This is a genomic window from Duganella hordei (genome assembly GCF_040369125.1).
Taxonomy (GTDB): Bacteria; Pseudomonadota; Gammaproteobacteria; order Burkholderiales; family Burkholderiaceae_D; genus Rugamonas; species Rugamonas hordei.
Genome location: NZ_BPWI01000002.1, coordinates 788,455 through 803,399 on the forward strand (window position 1 = coordinate 788,455; position 14,945 = coordinate 803,399).

The 14,945-nt window shown below is 66.8% G+C and carries 15 protein-coding genes; 9 read left to right on the plus strand and 6 right to left on the minus strand.

From position 1 onward, the window contains the following. Positions 1–52: 52 nt before the first annotated feature. Positions 53–2,269, minus strand: a complete 2,217-nt coding sequence (locus tag ABWW33_RS07765; RefSeq protein ID WP_353400625.1) for a S9 family peptidase — start codon at positions 2,267–2,269, stop codon at positions 53–55. Between the two features lie 128 nt (positions 2,270–2,397). Beyond that, positions 2,398–3,783 carry an MATE family efflux transporter gene (locus ABWW33_RS07770; protein WP_353400628.1) on the minus strand — a complete coding sequence of 462 codons (1,386 nt, stop codon included), beginning with the start codon at positions 3,781–3,783 and terminating at the stop codon, positions 2,398–2,400. 180 nt (positions 3,784–3,963) lie between these two features. On the opposite strand from ABWW33_RS07770, the gene ABWW33_RS07775 reads away from it, so the two are divergent. The 4 genes from ABWW33_RS07775 to ABWW33_RS07790 all read left to right on the plus strand — a co-directional run bounded on the left by ABWW33_RS07775 (position 3,964) and on the right by ABWW33_RS07790 (position 6,424). Continuing rightward, a complete protein-coding gene (locus ABWW33_RS07775; protein WP_176655024.1) occupies positions 3,964–4,668 on the plus strand; it encodes a beta/gamma-crystallin in 705 nt (234 codons plus the stop codon). A 50-nt stretch (positions 4,669–4,718) separates the two neighbouring features. After that, the gene (locus ABWW33_RS07780) at positions 4,719–5,072 is read left to right on the plus strand and encodes a beta/gamma crystallin-related protein (protein ID WP_353400631.1); all 354 of its coding nucleotides are present in this window, start codon (positions 4,719–4,721) and stop codon (positions 5,070–5,072) included. A 67-nt stretch (positions 5,073–5,139) separates the two neighbouring features. After that, on the plus strand, positions 5,140–6,084 hold the full coding sequence (locus ABWW33_RS07785) for a DnaJ C-terminal domain-containing protein (protein WP_176655026.1): 945 nt from the start codon (positions 5,140–5,142) through the stop codon (positions 6,082–6,084). 31 nt (positions 6,085–6,115) lie between these two features. After that, positions 6,116–6,424: a chaperone modulator CbpM gene (locus tag ABWW33_RS07790; RefSeq protein ID WP_176655027.1), complete on the plus strand. Its 309-nt coding sequence runs from the start codon at positions 6,116–6,118 to the stop codon at positions 6,422–6,424. Here the strand turns inward: ABWW33_RS07790 and ABWW33_RS07795 are convergent. Beyond that, positions 6,402–7,508, minus strand: coding sequence for a LysR family transcriptional regulator (locus tag ABWW33_RS07795; RefSeq protein WP_353400634.1), 1,107 nt, complete (start codon positions 7,506–7,508; stop codon positions 6,402–6,404). The two genes, ABWW33_RS07790 and ABWW33_RS07795, sit on opposite strands and share 23 nt — an antisense overlap. A 126-nt stretch (positions 7,509–7,634) precedes the next feature. Here ABWW33_RS07795 and ABWW33_RS07800 point away from each other — a divergent pair, with 126 nt between their 5' ends. The 4 genes from ABWW33_RS07800 to ABWW33_RS07815 all read left to right on the plus strand — a co-directional run bounded on the left by ABWW33_RS07800 (position 7,635) and on the right by ABWW33_RS07815 (position 12,583). Then, complete coding sequence (locus tag ABWW33_RS07800; protein WP_176655029.1) at positions 7,635–8,246, plus strand: FMN-dependent NADH-azoreductase; 612 nt, start codon at positions 7,635–7,637, stop codon at positions 8,244–8,246. Positions 8,247–8,352: 106 nt separating this feature from the next. Further along, positions 8,353–9,207: a cysteine hydrolase family protein gene (locus ABWW33_RS07805; protein ID WP_176655030.1), complete on the plus strand. Its 855-nt coding sequence runs from the start codon at positions 8,353–8,355 to the stop codon at positions 9,205–9,207. Next, the gene (gene pncB, locus ABWW33_RS07810; RefSeq protein ID WP_353400638.1) at positions 9,204–10,415 is read left to right on the plus strand and encodes a nicotinate phosphoribosyltransferase; all 1,212 of its coding nucleotides are present in this window, start codon (positions 9,204–9,206) and stop codon (positions 10,413–10,415) included. Before ABWW33_RS07805 ends, pncB begins: the two co-directional genes overlap by 4 nt. After that, positions 10,412–12,583 (plus strand): putative bifunctional diguanylate cyclase/phosphodiesterase, encoded by a 2,172-nt coding sequence (locus tag ABWW33_RS07815; protein ID WP_353400640.1) that lies wholly within the window; start codon positions 10,412–10,414, stop codon positions 12,581–12,583. The genes pncB and ABWW33_RS07815 overlap by 4 nt, the downstream gene beginning before the upstream one ends. Positions 12,584–12,712: 129 nt before the next feature. On the opposite strand, the gene ABWW33_RS07820 is transcribed toward ABWW33_RS07815, so the two are convergent. Genes ABWW33_RS07820 through ABWW33_RS07830 form a run of 3 tightly spaced genes read right to left on the minus strand, consistent with a single transcriptional unit; the run spans position 12,713 to position 14,027 of the window. After that, positions 12,713–13,015 (minus strand): hypothetical protein, encoded by a 303-nt coding sequence (locus ABWW33_RS07820; protein WP_353400642.1) that lies wholly within the window; start codon positions 13,013–13,015, stop codon positions 12,713–12,715. A 39-nt stretch (positions 13,016–13,054) separates the two neighbouring features. Next, positions 13,055–13,354 (minus strand): antibiotic biosynthesis monooxygenase family protein, encoded by a 300-nt coding sequence (locus ABWW33_RS07825; protein WP_176655034.1) that lies wholly within the window; start codon positions 13,352–13,354, stop codon positions 13,055–13,057. Between the two features lie 28 nt (positions 13,355–13,382). Beyond that, positions 13,383–14,027 carry a TetR/AcrR family transcriptional regulator gene (locus tag ABWW33_RS07830; RefSeq protein WP_353400644.1) on the minus strand — a complete coding sequence of 215 codons (645 nt, stop codon included), beginning with the start codon at positions 14,025–14,027 and terminating at the stop codon, positions 13,383–13,385. Positions 14,028–14,199: 172 nt separating this feature from the next. On the opposite strand from ABWW33_RS07830, the gene ABWW33_RS07835 reads away from it, so the two are divergent. Next, positions 14,200–14,784 (plus strand): hypothetical protein, encoded by a 585-nt coding sequence (locus ABWW33_RS07835; RefSeq protein ID WP_353400646.1) that lies wholly within the window; start codon positions 14,200–14,202, stop codon positions 14,782–14,784. Positions 14,785–14,945: the final 161 nt, after the last annotated feature.

Consider the following 14,945-nt stretch of genomic DNA (forward strand, 5'->3'; position numbering starts at 1 on the left):
AACAGCCGCCTCGGTGAACGAGGCGGCTGTTTTTGGTTTACCCGCGTTCGAATTACTTCGCCGCTTCCGGCATCAGGTTTTTCTTGAAGAAGGCTTCGATGTTGCCGTACACGTGACGCTGCGGACCGCGTCCCGAGATGACGTGCTTGGCGCCCGGATAGGTCATCAGCTCGAAGTGCACGTTGCGCTTGACCAGCGCGTCGATCATGCGCGTGGTGTTGGTGAACAGCACGTTGTCGTCGGCCATGCCGTGCATCAGCAGCAGCGGCGATTTCAAGCCGTCCAGGTGCGAGTACACGCCGCTGTAGTCATAGCCGGCCGCGTTCTCTTTCGGCATGCCCATGAACTGCTCGGTGTAGTGGGTGTCGTACAGCGACCAGTCGGTCACCGGCGCCACCGACACGCCCATGGCGATCTTGTCCGACGCCTCGGCCAGCAGACGCAAGGTCATGAAGCCGCCGTAGCTCCAGCCGAACACGCCCACGCGCTTGGCGTCGACGTAGCTTTGCTTGCCCAGCCATTCGATGCCGGTGACCTGGTCTTCGACCTCGACCTTGCCCAGCTGATGGTAGTTGGCGTCGGTGAAGGCGCGCTCGCGGCGCGACGCGCCACGGTTGTCCAGGCGCCAGACGATGAAGCCCTGCTGCGCCATGTACTGGTCGAAGAAGTTGCCCCACTTGCGCGCCACGTGCTGCGAGTGCGGGCCGCCGTAGGTCGACAGGAACACCGGGTATTTCTTCGACGCGTCGAAGCCGCTCGGCTTGATCATCGAGTAGTACAAGGTCTGGCCGTCCTTGGCCTTGAGCGTGCCGTATTCGGTCTTCAGGTGGGCGTCCATGTACTTGCCGTACGGGTGGGACGCGTTCAGTTCGTTGTGCTCCAGCCAGCTGATCATGGCGCCGTCCGGACGGCGGATGCTGACCTGCGGCGGCGTGCTCGGGTCGGAGTACGTGTCGACGAACACTTCGCCGTTGCGCGCGAACGACGAGTCATGCCAGCCGTCGCCCTGGGTGATGCGGACCGGCTTGTCGGCCGTGCTGCCGTCGAGCTTGAGCGCGTAGGTCTGGCTGTCGATGACGGCGTCGCGGTTCGACTGCACGAACACGCGGCCGCCTTTTTCGTCCACCGCCAGCACGCGGTCTATGCCCCATTCGCCCCGCGAGATCGGGTGCAGCAGCTTGCCGCTCATGTCGTACAGGTACAGGTGCTTGCGGCCGCTGCGCTCGGACGACCAGATGAAGCCCTTGTCGTTGCCGAGGAAGCGCAGGTCGTCGAAGATGCTGACCCAGGTCGGCGACGTTTCGGTGACCAGCACCTTTTGCGCCAAGGTGGCGGCGTCGACCGACACCAGTTCCAGCTTCTTCTGGTCGCGGCTCTGGCGCTGGAACAGCAGCGCCTTGGCGCTGGCGCTCCAGTCGGCGCGCACCAGGTAGATGTCCTGGTTGGCGCCGAGGTCGACGTCGCGGGTCGCGCCGGTCGCGGTCGAGACGATCTTCAGCTGCACCAGCACGTTCGGATCGCCGGCGGCCGGGTAGCGCTGCTCGACCACGTCGGTGCGGTCGGCGAAGATTTCAAAGCGGCGCACCACCGGCACCGGCGCCTCGTCGTAGCGCTTGTAGGCGATGGCCGAGTCGTCCGGCGCCCAGTAGTAGCCGGTGGTCTGCGCCATCTCTTCCTGCGCGACGAATTCGGCCTCGCCGTTGTGGATGGTGCCGGCGCCGTCGCTGGTCAGCTGCTTTTCCTTGCCGCTGGCCAGGTCGAGGATGTACAGGTTCTGGTCGCGCACGAAGGATACGTAGCGGCCTTTGGGCGAGATCTTCGGATCGAGCACGTTGCCCGAGGCGACCATGCGCGCCGCGTCGGGCTTGCTGACGTCGATCAGGTACAGGTTGCCGGCGATCGGCACCAAGAGCTGCTTGCCGTCCGGCGACCAGCTGTAGCTGAGGATGCCCTTGAGGCTGGCGGTGCGCTCGCGCTCGCGGCGGGCCTTCTCGGCGGCCGACAGGTTCTCGTCCGGCACCAGCGTCTTGGAGTCGACCAGGCGGTGGGTGGACTTGTCGTGCAGATTGTATTCCCACAGGTCCATCTGGAACTGGTTGTCTTCGCGGCCGCGCAGGAAGGTCACGCGGGCGCCGTCCGGCGACACCTTCAGGCTGCGCACGCCGGGGCCGCTCAGCGACGGGTCGGCCTGCAGCCGGTCCAACGTCAGTTTTTCGGCGGAGGCTTGGGCGCCGGCCAGCAGCGCAAGGAAGCAGAGAATAAATCGCATGGAGTGAGTGTCTCTCGGTTATCGGAACCCAAGACGATACCAGACCGGCCCGGTTGTGGCGAGATGGCAATATTCTGAATGCGCTATGGAAAACCGTTTTTCCTTCGGCGTAATGTATCGCTATGTTTCTAGCCCGCCGCCACGCGCTGGCGCGCCAGCCGCTGCAAGGCCCAGCTCAGCAGCACGGCCGCCACCGTCAGGCCGATCACCAGCCCGATCCAGAAGCCGGCCGCCGCCATCGGCGCGGCCGGCGTCCACGGCAGCCATTGCGGCGCCAGCCCCAGCCAGCAGCCCAGCGGCAGCGCGAAGCCCCAGAACGCCAGCAGCTGGATCTGCATCGGCTGGCGCGTGACCTTGTAGCCGCGGATCGCGCACGAGGTCGCCACCTGGGTGGCGTCCGACAGCTGGAACAGCGCGGCAAACAGCAGCAGCCGCACGCACACGGCCTGCACCGCCGCGTCCGACGTGTAGGCGGCGGCGATCTGCTGGCGGAACACGACGATGAACAGCGCCGACAGCACGCCGAACGCCAGCGACATCCACACGCCGACCCAGGCCACGAAGCGCGCCTTGCGCGGATCGCCTTCGCCCACCGACTGGCCGACGCGGGTGATCAGCGCGATGCCAAAGCTCAGCGGCACCATGAACACCAGCGAGGTGAAGTTCAGCGCGATCTGGTGCGCGGCGATCTGCACCACGCCGTAGCGCGCCACCAGCAGGCTGACCGCGCCGAACGCGCTGACCTCGGCGAAATAGGTGACGCCGATCGGCAGGCCCAGCTTGAGCATGGCGCGGATCTCCGGCCAGTGCGGCCATTCCCAGTGGGTGAACGGCCACGTGGCGCGGTAGGCCGGCGCCAGGCGCATCCACACCAGCATGGCGCCCAGCATCAGCCACATGCACAGGCCGGTCGCCACCGCGCAGCCGACGCCGCCCAGCGCCGGCAGGCCCCAGTGGCCGAAGATCAGCAGCCAGTTGACGACGATGTTGAAGCCCAGGCCCAGCAGCGCGATGACCATCATCGGCTTGGTCTGGTTGATGCTGGTGCTGTAGCCGTACAGCGTGCGGCAGGCGGCGTACGGCGGCAGGCCGATGCTGATCACGTGCACGAACAGCGAGGCTTGCCGGTGCACGTACGGCGTCAGGTACAGGTGGTCGAACAGCAGGGTGGCCAGGTTGGCCAAGAGCATGGCCACCACGCCCACGCCCAGCGCCTTCCACAGCGACTGGCGCACCACGTGCGGCACGCGCGCCAGCGCGCCGGCGCCGACGTCGTGCGCGACCACGCTGTTAATCGCCATCATGGTGCCGCTGACGGTGACCAGGATGATGGACCAGATCGACGCCCCCAGCGACACCGCGCCCAGCTCGTCGGCGCTGGCGTGGCCGGTCATGGCCACGTCGGCCACGCCCATGCCGACGGTGGCCAGCTGGCCGACCAGCATCGGCCACGCCAGGCGCCACAGGGCGGCGGCTTCGAGGCGGATGTTGGCGGGTTTGAAGGTATGCGGCATAAGGATGGCGAACGATGGCGGTGGCGTCGGGCCGGCGATTTTACCGCGCCGAGGCCGCCGCCGCATCGTGTTCGATTTCGCGCTCGATTACAATTGCTTGCAATTTAGTAAAATTCGGCCGTCGTCGCAACGGCCGGCCCGCACGTTATGGCTGAACAACAACTAACATCGGTATTCCAAATGAAAACCTTTCTGCACCGCCTGACTTCCGCCGCCCTGATGCTGGCCGCCCCGCTGCTGTTTGCCGCCGGCGCCCAGGCGGGCGAGATCACCCTGTACACCCACGCCAACTTCGGCGGCGCCTCGGTCACCTTGCGCAACACCACGCCGGACCTGGTGCCGCTGGGCTTCAACGACCGCACCTCCAGCGTGGTGGTGCGCTCCGGCGCCTGGGAACTGTGCGAGCACGCCGATTTCCGCGGCCGCTGCGTGGTCCTCGAGCGCGGCGAGTACCCGGTGCTGGAAGGCTTCAACGACCAGGTGTCGTCGGCGCGCGAGGTTGCCGGCCGCGGCCGCGATTACCGGGACGGCCGCGACGACCGTGACAACCGCGGCGATAACCGTGACTACCGCGGCGGCGAGCGCGACGGGCGCCATGGCTGGCGCGACGACGACCGTGGCTACGGCCGCCGGGGCGAACCCATCATCCTGTACTCGCACGCCGGCTTCAGCGGCGCCAAGGTCGAGCTGCACACCGACGTCGTGCGCACGCTGACCGACTACGATTTCAACGACCAGACCGGCTCCATCATCGTCAACGAAGGCCGCTGGCAGCTGTGCGAGCATGCCGATTTCGGCGGCCGCTGCATCGTGCTCGAGCCGGGCCGCTACGAGCAGCTGGACAATATGAACGACCGCATCTCGTCGCTGCGCCGCCTGCGCTGACGCGCATGCGTTATCATTCGGGCCACACCCCCGCCGCGGAGACGACCGTCATGAAGACCCTGCTGTGCACCATCCTGCTGAGCGCCGCCGCCGTCCCGGCGGCGCAGGCCGGCGACATCACGCTGTACACGCGCGACCACTTCGGCGGCCCGGCGCTGCAGCTGCACGGCTCGGAGCCGGACCTGGACAAGCTGGGCTTCAACGACCGCACCTCCAGCGTGGTGGTGCACAGCGGCACCTGGGAAGTGTGCGAAAGCAAGCATTACAAGGGCAAGTGCCTGGTGCTGGAGAAGGGCGAATACGCCGAGCTGAAGAACTTCAACGACATGATGTCGTCGGTGCGCGAGCTGGAGCCGAACCGCGACGCCAAGCAGGCCGACAAGGACAAGCCCGGCCGCAAGTGAGCTGGCGCACGACGGTGCGCCGCGTTTTTCGGTAGACTGTGCTGGACGAACTACGGGAGCGCGCGACGTGGAATACAAGGATTACTACCAGACCCTGGGCGTGCCGAAGACGGCCACCGAGGAAGAGATCAAGAAAGCCTACCGCAAGCTGGTCCGGAAATACCATCCGGACGTCAGCAAGGAAGCGGATGCGCAAAAGAAAACCCAGGAGCTGAACGAGGCCTACGGCGTGCTGGGCGACGCCGAAAAGCGCGCCGCCTACGACGAGCTCGGGCGCGGCCACCAGTACCGCGCCGGCCAGGAATTCCGCCCGCCGCCGGACTGGGGCCGCGGCTTCGGCAATGGCGGCGCCGGCGCCGGCCCGGGCGGCTTCGGCGGCGATGCCATGGGCAGCGACTTCTTCGCCGACCTGTTCGCCAACCTGGGCGGCGGCGGCCGCCGGCGCCAGCAGGCGCCGCGGCGCGGCGAGGACAGCCACGCCAGCATCGCCATCGACCTGGGCGACAGCTACACCGGCGCCACCCGCACCATCAGCCTGATGGTGGCCGAACGCGACGCCCACGACCGCATCGTCACGCGCGAGCGCAACCTCAGTGTCAACATTCCCAAGGGCGTGACGGCCGGCCAGCAGCTGCGCCTGAGCGGCCAGGGCCAGCCGGGCGCGGCCGGGCCGGGCGACTTGTACCTGGAAATCCAGTTCCGCCCCAACGCGCGCTACCGCATCGACGGGCGCGACGTCTACGAAACGGTGCCGGTGGCGCCGTGGGAGCTGGCGCTGGGCGGCGAGATCGAGGTCGGCACGCCGTCGGGCAAGGTCACCGTGACGGTGCCGGCCGGCTCGCAGAGCGGGCGCAAGCTGCGCCTGCGCGGGCGCGGCATTCCCGGCAAGGAGGCCGGCGACCTGTACCTGCTGCTGGAAGTGGTGCTGCCGCCGGCCAACACCGAACAGGCCCGCGAAGTGTATCGAACGATGGCGCGCGAGCTGGCGTTCAACCCGCGCGCGGCAGGATGAACGATGGAGGACAAGTCATGGAGGACGAGCGATGGGACAGGCAATAGTAACCGCGGTGCTGGTCGACGAGGCCGCGCTGACGCTCGATGAACTGGCGCAAGCCTGCGCCGTCGAGCCGGACTGGGTGGTGCAGCGGGTGCGCACCGGCATCCTGCTGGACGACGCGCCCGACAGCACGGCCGGCTGGCGCTTCACCAGCGCCGACCTGGTGCGCGCGCGCCGGCTGTGCCAGATCGAGCGCGACTTCGAGGCCAACGACGATGTCGCCGCGCTGGTGGTCGACTTGTCGGAAGAAATCCGCCGCCTGCGCGGCAAGCTCAGCGCCGCCGGAGTGAAATAGGCGACGGCGCGCTGGCGCCGGCCTGCGGCTCGGCCATCGGCGGCCGTGGCCGCGCCGCCTTGCCCGGCTTATCCGCCTTGCCCGACGGCGCGCCGGCCGGCTTGTGCCCGCCGGGCGGGTGGTAGGCGACGCTGGGCGCGCCGGGCACCGGCTGCGGGCGGGCGTCGTGATTGGGCAGCGCCACGCCAGGCTGCTCCAGCTCGAGGAATTGCTGCATCAGCCAGCGCGTGGCCGGCCCCGGCTCCTCGTCGCCGCGCCGTATCACGTACAGCGGGAAGCTGAACGAATTGCCCTCGGCGATGTCGAGCTGCACCAGGCGGCCGGCGTCCAGGTCCCATTGCACGAACTCCAGCGGCATATTGCCCCAGCCGATGCCGCTGCGCAGCAGCGCGTGCTTGGAGCTCAGGTCGCCCAGGCGCCAGTCGCGCAGGGCCAGCACGCCGAAGTCCTGGCCCTTGGTCAGCGTGCTGCGGTCGGTCAGCACCAGCTGGATGTGCTCGCGCAGGATGTCGGTCGGCACCCGGCCCTCGATCTGCGCCAGCGGATGCTCGGGCGAGACCACCGGCACCATCGTGACGAAGCCGCAGCTCTGGCGCTCGACGACGTCCTGGCTGCCGGGCATCCAGCCGCTGATGCCGATATGGCACTCGCGCTCCATCACCAGCTGCGTCACCGCGCCCAGCGCCTCGGTGCGCAGCCGCATCGACACGGTCGGGAATTCCTTCTGGAACGCGTGCAGGATGCGCACCAGCTTGCAGGTCGAGAACATCACGTCGACCACCACCGACACCTCCGCCTCCAGCCCCGACGACAGCGCCTTGGCGCGGGCGCGCATGCCGTCGACCTTCAGCGACACGGCGCGGGCGTCGGCCAGCAGCGCCTTGCCGGCCTCGGTCAGCACCGGCTTGCGCTTGCTGCGGTCGAGCAGCTCGATGTTGAGCTGCTCTTCCAGGTTGGCGATGGTGTAGCTGATGACCGACTGCGTGCGGTGCAGCGCGCGCGCCGCGTGGGCGAAGCCGCCGTGGTCGATGACCGCGATGAACACGCGTAACTGGTCGAGGGAGGGGAGGCCGGGATCGCGCATGATGGGGTTATCTTGAAAGTTTGATATCGATATTATCGATAAGTAGCATTTAAATTTACACCGTTTCATCGATATTAAACTCGATCTATGATGCATGCAACCAATCTCTTTGAAAGGAAGCACATCATGGCAACCGTACTCCACATCAACAGCAGTGTTCGTCAAAATGGCTCGCTGTCGCGTCAGCTGGGCGCCGAGTTCGTCGCAAAATGGCAGGAAGCCAACCCGTCGGGCACCGTCATCACCCGCGACCTGGCCGCCAACCCCGTGCCGCACCTGACCGAGCAGATGATGGGCGCCTACTTCACCCCGGCCGAGCAGCGCAACGCCGACCAGGCCCACACCATCAAGACCTCCGACGCGCTGGTCGACGAGCTGCTGGCCGCCGACACCATCGTCATCGGCGCGCCGATGTACAACTTCTCCGTCACCTCCGGCCTGAAGGCCTGGATCGACCACGTGGCCCGCGCCGGCCGCACCTTCAAGTATGGCGCCAACGGCCCTGAAGGCCTGGTCAGCGGCAAGAAGGTCTATGTGTTCGTCGCCAGCGGCGGCGCCTACAGCGAAGGCCCTGCCGCCGCCTACGACCACGTGACCACCTACCTGCGCTCGGTGCTGGGCTTCCTCGGCATGACCGACGTCACCTTCATCGTCGCCGAAGGCGTGGCCATGGGCGAAGAAGCGGTGGCCGCCGCCATCGCCAAGAGCCGCACCTCGATCGCCGCGATCGCCGTGTGACGCCTAGCGCCTGTAAGCAACAGTATTTGTCGTAATTAAAGCCCCGCTTGCGGGGCTTTTTGATGGTTACGGTATCATGAAGGCATACATCGTCATGGAGCCTTACATGAAACGGAATCTGCATTTGCTGGTCATCGACCCGCAAAACGATTTTTGCGATTTGCCGGCCAGCCACCGCGCGTCCCATGTGCCGGCGCTGCCGGTGCCCGGCGCGCACCAGGACATGCTGCGGCTGGCCGGCCTGATCAACCGCGGCCGCGCCGGCATCAGCGCCATCAGCATCACGCTGGACTCGCACCACCGCTTCGACATCGCCCACCCGACCTTCTGGATCGCCGCCGACGGCGCGCCGGTGCAGCCCTACACCACCATCAGCGCGGCCGACGTGCGCGCGCAAAAATACCTGCCGCGCCATCCGGCCGCCCTGCCGCTGGCGCTGAACTACCTCGACAAGCTGGAAGCGGCGGGGCGCTACCAGTTGATGGTGTGGCCGGTGCACTGCGAGATCGGCACCTGGGGCAACAACGTGCACGACGACGTGCGCGCCGCCTACGGCGCCTGGGAGGAAGCCTCGCTGGGCATCGTCGCCAAGCTGGCCAAGGGCTCCAACCCGTGGACCGAGCACTATTCCGCCGTGATGGCCGAGGTGCCGGACGCCGACGATCCCGACACCCAGCTCAACACCAAATTCATCGCCACCCTGGCCGGGGCCGACCGCATCTACATCGCCGGCGAGGCCGGCAGCCACTGCGTCAAGGCCACGGTCGAGCACATCGCCGACAACTTCGGCGGCCAGCCGCTGTCCAAGCTGGTGCTGGTGACCGACTGCATGAGCCCGGTCGCCGGCTTCGAGCCGCAGTACCAGGCCTTCCTGCGCGCGATGCAGGCGCGCGGCGTGCAGCTGATGCAGGCCGCCGACGTGCTGCCCGAACTGCTGGCCAACGCCCAGGAAGCGCAATGACCGAGCCCATCGTCCGCAGCCTGCTGGAGACGGACCTGTACAAGTTCACCATGTGGCAGGCGCTGCTGCACGGCCATCCGAACTCGCACACCGAGTACGAATTCGTCTGCCGCAACACGCCGGCCTGGCCGCTGGCCGAGCTGCTGGCCGACGTCGAGCGCGAACTCGACCACCTGTGCTCGATGAGCTTCACCGACGAGGAGTTGAGCTACCTGCGCTCGCTGCGCTACATCAAGAGCGACTTCGTCGACTTCCTGACCGTGTTCCGCTTCCAGCGCAAGTTCATCACCGTGCGCGCCGACGGCGACACCCTGGCGATCCACGCCAGCGGCCCCCAGGTGCACGTGATGGGCTTTGAAATCTACGTGCTGTACATCGTCAACGAGCTGTACTTCCGCCGCTTCGACGCGGCCGCCGCGCTGGCCGAGGGACGCGCGCGGCTGGGCGCCAAGATCGCCGCGCTGAAGGCCTTCGGCGCCGAGCCGGCCTGCCGCAACCCGTTCGAGTTTTCCGACTTCGGCACCCGCCGCCGCTATTCCGGCGCCTGGCACGACGAGGTGGTGCAGCGGCTGGCGCGCGAAGTGCCCGAGTATTTCAAGGGCACCTCCAACGTCTACCTGGCGATGAAGTTCGGCCTGGTGCCGATCGGCACCATGGCGCACGAATACATGCAATCGTTCCAGGCCTTCGGCGTGCGGCTGCGCGATTTCCAGAAGGCCTCGCTCGAGGCCTGGGTGCAGGAATACCGGGGCGACCTGGGCGTCGCGCTGACCGACGTGGTCGGCATGGACGCCTTCCTCGACGACTTCGACCTGTACTTCGCCAAGCTGTTCGACGGCCTGCGCCACGATTCGGGCGACCCCGTGGTGTGGGGTGAAAAGGCGCTGGCGCACTACGCCGCGTTGCGCATCGACGCCAAGACCAAGCGCCTGGTGTTCTCCGACGGCCTCGACCTGCAGACCGCGTTCCGCCTGTACCGCCACTTCGCCGACCGCATCATGACCGGCTTCGGCATCGGCACCCACCTGACCAACGATGTCGGCCTGATGCCGCTGAACATCGTCATGAAGCTGGTGTGCTGCAACGGCCAGTCGGTGGCCAAGCTGTCGGACTCGCCCGGCAAGACGGTGTGCAAGGACGAGACCTTCCTGGCCTACCTGCGCCAGGTGTTCCACCATCCGGCACAAGCGGCCGGCGGCCAGACATGACTTATCTGTACCTGATCAACTTCGGCATGTTCGTCATCATCGGCGTGGCGCTGCTGCAGGTGTGGCGGCGCCATCCGGCCCAGCGCTTCACCTGCGACCTGGGCTGGTCGACCTTGTTCGCCTCGCTGCTGTCGGCCGGCTACCTGATCCGCATTTCGGCGCCGGCGCCGTTCAACGCCGTCGGCCTGCCGCTGATGGTGGCCGGCGCCATACCCAACGTGCTGTTCCTCAGTTCCGGCGTGCTGCACCTGACCGGCCGCCGGCTGACGCGCGGCGCCGCCATCGCCATCGGCCTGGGCGCCGCCGTCGCTCTGCTGGCGCCCGGCTACCGCATGCTGACCTGGCCGCTGTTCAACATGGCGCTGCTGGCCGGCCTCGGCCTGCTGGCCACGCGCTGGCTGTGGCGCAACCAGCCGCTGGAGCGGCTGGTCGGGCCGATGCTGTTGCTGCTGAGCCTGGGCCAGCTGCCGGTGGTGCTGTACGGCGAGCAGGGCATCGCCGCCAACATCCTGGTCGCCACCTTGCTGCGCGCGGCCATCGGCGTGATGTTCGGCCTGTCCGCGCTGGAAGGCGCGGTGCGCGACGCCGGCAAGGTGGCGGCCCGCTTCCAGCTGTTGACCGAACATTCGGTGCAGGGCGTGGTGGTGACCGACGGCAAGCGCATCCTGTACGCCAATCCCGCCGTGCGCGGCATCTACGGCATGCCGCTGGGACTGGGCAACTACGTGGTGTTTGCCGACCTGCCGCCGGAGAGCTTCAGCGACGACACGCTGCAGCACTACCACGGCCTGTTGCAGACGCAGCAGCTCGACATCGCCAGTTGGGAAGGCCGGCGCGAAGTGGCGGGCGGCCGCGAGCTGGAGCTGCGCTTCGAGGCGTGGCGGGTCGAATGGGACGGCGTGGCCGCCACGCAGATCCTGATCACCGACGACACCGAGCGCAACGCCAGCGCCCGCGCGCTGGTGCACCAGGCCACGCACGACAAGCTGACCGGCCTGCCCAACCGCACGGTGCTGATGCAGCGGCTCAAGGAATACTGCTACCTGGCCGACGGCACGCTGCAGTGCACGCTGGTGGTGGTCAACATCGACCGCTTCAAGCTGTTCAACCAGAGCCAGGGCCAGCTGGCCGGCGACCAGGTGCTCAAGGCCTTCGCCGCCGCCGTCAAGCAGGCGCTGGGCGCGCGCGCCGAGCTGATGCGCCTGGGCGGCGACGAGTTCGCCATCGTCGACCCCGACGCCAGCAACGCGCGCGACATCGCCGGCCGCCTGCTGAGCGCGTGCGAGCAGGCGCTCAAGGTGGGCGGCAGCGAATACTACATCGACGCCTCGATGGGCATGGCGGTGTTCCCCGACCACGCCGGCAACGCCGACGGCCTGCTGCGCGCCGCCAACGCCGCCATGTACCAGGCCAAGCGCACGCCGGGCACCTCGCTGGCGATGGCCGAGCAGCGCTTCGAGCTGATGTCGAGCAAGGCGCTGGAAAACGAGCAGGCGCTGCGCAAGGGCATCAAGAACCAGGAAATCTACCTCGACTACCAGCCCAAGATCGACGCCGTCAGCGGCAGGCTGCTGGGCTTCGAGGCGCTGGCGCGCTGGATGCGGCCGGACGTGGGCATGGTCAGCCCGGTCGAGTTCATCGCCATCGCCGAGCGCACCGGCCTGATCGGCGAGCTGGGCGCGATGCTGCTGGAGCGCGCCTGCCGCCAGATCGCCGCCTGGCACGCCGAGATCGGCCACTGCGTGCCGGTGGCGGTCAACGTGTCGCCGGTGCAGCTGCTCAACCGCGGCTTTTTGCAGCTGGTCGAGCGCACGCTGCAGGAAACCGGCATCCCGCCGCATTGCCTGACCTTGGAGATCACGGAAAGCGCGGCGATCGACAACCTGGACGACACGCAGCAGCAGCTGCAGCACCTGAGCGGGCTGGGCATCGACGTGGCGATGGACGATTTCGGCACCGGCTTCTCGTCGCTGAGCATGCTGCGCAAGCTGCCGTTGAGCACCCTGAAAATCGACCGCGGCCTGATCGATCCGCTGCCGGCGCCGGACGCGGTGGCGGTGGTGACGGCGATCTGCCAGCTGGCCGCCGCGCTGAACCTGCAGGTGGTGGCCGAAGGCATCGAAACGCTGGAGCAGGCGATCGCCGCGCGCGACGCCGGCTGCCACTAGCTGCAGGGCTTCTTCTACGCCCGTCCGCTGACGGTGGCCGACGCCGGCGACTGGATGCGGCGCGAGCGGGCGTCGGCCGGCGACGACGAACCGACCGCGCTGGCGGGGTGACGGGGCTGGCCGGGCGGCTTAGGCCGGATGGGCGCCGAAGCCGCTCATGATGGCGTCGGCCTTTTCGCGGTCGTCGTCATCGTAGATATCGACGGTCAGCATGGCGCCGCTGCGCATGCGCGCGTGGGCGGCGGCGGCCGGGCCGCCAGGCGTCAGCGAGTCGAGGATGTTGCCGACGGTGCTGGTGGCCACGTTGGGCGGCAGCGGCGTGTGCTTGGTCAGCTTGACGCTGGCGATGGGAAAGCCGTTCGACAGCAGGGCGCTGCGGGCGCTTTCGGCGTCCGTCACCTGCTCGAAGTTACGGTGGATGGTGCGGGTCATGATAGCCTCCGGAGTGAGACTGCGCTGTCGATGGCAGGCTCAGAAGCCGGCCACCACGGTTTCAAAATGTTCGACTTTCGGCGGCAGGGCGAAGTGGTTGCCGACCAGGCCGCGCCAGGTCTGGAACCCCGGGCTGCCGCGAAAATCGACCATGTGGTTGTCCACTGTCTGCCAGCCGACCACCAAGTGATACGTATCCGGCACCTCGATGTCGCGGTCCAGGCGCATCGACAGGCAGCCGGTGGCGGCCTTGAACACCGGCACCGCCTCGGCGACCGCGGCCTGGAAGGCGGCGTGGGATTCGGGCTTGATGTACAGCTCGGCGATTTCATAAATCATGGGCATTCCTTAATTTCTGCGGATGCCCCTATTGTGCCTCAAGCGCGGCCGGCGTGCGCAGGATGAACAGCATGGCCTGTTGCGCCAATTCCTTGACGTCGGCGCCGTTGCCGGGTTTATACCACTGCACGGTCCAGTTCAGCGCGCCGAAGATCAGCAGGCGGTCGAACTGCGACGGCATGGCCCAGTCGCCCGAATGATGCAGCGCAGCGATCGCGCGGTCCCAGACCGCCTCGTAGCGGTCCTTGAGCGCGGTGAGGCGCTCGCGCGCCGGCTCGTCGAGCGAGCGCCACTCGTACAGCAGCACGGCGATGAAATGGTGGTCGGGCGCAAGCAGGGTGTGCAGGTGGACCTCGACCAGCCGGCGCAGCATCTCGCGCGGCGGCAGCGTCTGGCTGGCGATGGCTTCGATCTCGGCCAGCGAGCGCTCCATGCCCTGTTCCATGATGGCGGCCAGGATGTCCTGCTTGGTCTTGAAGTGGTAGAACCAGCTGCCGGCCTGGATGCCGGCGGCGGCCGCGATGTCGCGCACGGTGGTGTTGTCATAGCCCTTGGTGCGGAACAGCTGGGCCGATTTCTCGATCAATTCCGCGCGCAGGCCGCCGCTTTCCCCTTTCTGGGGCCGCCCGCGTTTCTTCGGGCTGGGAGCGGTATCAGAGGCGGCGTCGGGCATGATCGAGGACCGGTGCGGGGGAGGTGATGACTATCATTTTAATGCAGTGTCTGTGGCAAATTCAAAATTCTCAGCCATTTAGCGCATTTTGTGCTGCGATGCAACAAATTGTCTCAAAAGAGCGATTGATACGCATCAGCAGATGGTCCGGTCGAAAGCGTAATGTGTGTGGATGAACTCGACCAATACAGCGTTGGCTCAGCTTGACACGGGCAATGGTGCCGCCGAGGATGGGGATATGGACGCTGAACTAACTCTGATGAGACAGGAAATGGGCGCCGGCTTCAAGGAGGTCAACGCCCGTATCGACGAAGTGCGCCGGGAGGTGACCGCCCGGATAGACGAGTTGCGCAAGGAGACTGCAGAGAACTTCAAGCTGACCGAGGTCAAAATTGAACAGTCCCGTCGCGAGGCGGTCGAGTATTCGCGGCTGATTGAGGCCAAGCTGGAAGAAGCCAGAAAGCAGACGGCAGAAAGCATGCAGGAGCTTAGAAAGCAGACCGCAGATGGTCTGAGGCTGATCGAGGGCAAGTTGGCGGAGGCAAGGCGGCAAACCTGGGACAATTACACACTCCTCGATGCCAAGCTCGACGAGGCGAGGCAGCAAACCTGGGACAACTACCGATTCCTGGATATGAAGCTGGACGAATTCAGGAAAGAGGCCTCAAGACACAGCGAAGTCCAGTTCCGTTGGCTGATGGGCTTGCTGGTCACATTGCTTCTCGGCATCGGCGGATTGTACGCCCGCCTGGTGTGAGTGACAGAGAATTTGGTGCCGGTATATTTCCCGACCGCCGGCGCCGGTAGTAGCCGCCTGTACGAGGCGCTAAATGGTCGTTCCATGTGAGAACTGAAGCCATCATAACGGCCAAATATGACGGGCGTTTGACGTGGTGGGCAAGGGAATGTACTGCATGG

What these genes read in the sequence shown, in the direction of transcription:
- ABWW33_RS07765 (WP_353400625.1), bottom strand. Translation starts at nt 2,269, where the DNA reads ATGCGATTTATTCTCTGCTTCCTTGCGCTGCTGGCCGGCGCCCAAGCC.
- ABWW33_RS07770 (WP_353400628.1), bottom strand. Translation starts at nt 3,783, where the DNA reads ATGCCGCATACCTTCAAACCCGCCAACATCCGCCTCGAAGCCGCCGCC.
- ABWW33_RS07775 (WP_176655024.1), top strand. Translation starts at nt 3,964, where the DNA reads ATGAAAACCTTTCTGCACCGCCTGACTTCCGCCGCCCTGATGCTGGCC.
- ABWW33_RS07780 (WP_353400631.1), top strand. Translation starts at nt 4,719, where the DNA reads ATGAAGACCCTGCTGTGCACCATCCTGCTGAGCGCCGCCGCCGTCCCG.
- ABWW33_RS07790 (WP_176655027.1), top strand. Translation starts at nt 6,116, where the DNA reads ATGGGACAGGCAATAGTAACCGCGGTGCTGGTCGACGAGGCCGCGCTG.
- ABWW33_RS07795 (WP_353400634.1), bottom strand. Translation starts at nt 7,508, where the DNA reads ATGCGCGATCCCGGCCTCCCCTCCCTCGACCAGTTACGCGTGTTCATC.
- ABWW33_RS07800 (WP_176655029.1), top strand. Translation starts at nt 7,635, where the DNA reads ATGGCAACCGTACTCCACATCAACAGCAGTGTTCGTCAAAATGGCTCG.
- ABWW33_RS07805 (WP_176655030.1), top strand. Translation starts at nt 8,353, where the DNA reads ATGAAACGGAATCTGCATTTGCTGGTCATCGACCCGCAAAACGATTTT.
- pncB (WP_353400638.1), top strand. Translation starts at nt 9,204, where the DNA reads ATGACCGAGCCCATCGTCCGCAGCCTGCTGGAGACGGACCTGTACAAG.
- ABWW33_RS07815 (WP_353400640.1), top strand. Translation starts at nt 10,412, where the DNA reads ATGACTTATCTGTACCTGATCAACTTCGGCATGTTCGTCATCATCGGC.
- ABWW33_RS07820 (WP_353400642.1), bottom strand. Translation starts at nt 13,015, where the DNA reads ATGACCCGCACCATCCACCGTAACTTCGAGCAGGTGACGGACGCCGAA.
- ABWW33_RS07825 (WP_176655034.1), bottom strand. Translation starts at nt 13,354, where the DNA reads ATGATTTATGAAATCGCCGAGCTGTACATCAAGCCCGAATCCCACGCC.
- ABWW33_RS07830 (WP_353400644.1), bottom strand. Translation starts at nt 14,027, where the DNA reads ATGCCCGACGCCGCCTCTGATACCGCTCCCAGCCCGAAGAAACGCGGG.
- ABWW33_RS07835 (WP_353400646.1), top strand. Translation starts at nt 14,200, where the DNA reads ATGAACTCGACCAATACAGCGTTGGCTCAGCTTGACACGGGCAATGGT.